Source organism: Leucobacter faecis, from assembly GCF_054456635.2.
In genome coordinates this window covers 1-230 of the sequence record NZ_JBTJEP020000059.1, presented here as the reverse complement: position 1 = coordinate 230, position 230 = coordinate 1, and the positions used below count along the sequence as shown (strand labels likewise).

The 230-nt window shown below is 58.7% G+C and carries 1 protein-coding gene; it reads right to left on the bottom strand.

The genetic code is table 11. The features are described 5' to 3' along the window. Positions 1-230: cytochrome ubiquinol oxidase subunit I (locus tag ACXR2T_RS15830; RefSeq protein WP_489945569.1), on the bottom strand; the 230-nt coding region annotated here is incomplete at both ends.

The following is a 230-nucleotide window of genomic DNA, read 5'->3' as shown; positions in this document are numbered from 1 at the left end:
GACCAGTTCATGCCGAACTGAAACTCCTGCACGATGCCGGTGACGACGCCCATCGCAAAGTTGATGAGAAACATCTTGCCAAACAGCTTCGTGAGGCGCAGGTACTTCGCGTTGCCCGTCTTGACCCACGTGGTCTGCAAAATGGCGACCAGCAGGGCCATGCCCACGGTGAGGGGCACGAAGATGAAGTGGTACAGCGTGGTGAGGCCAAATTGCCAGCGCGCAAGGGC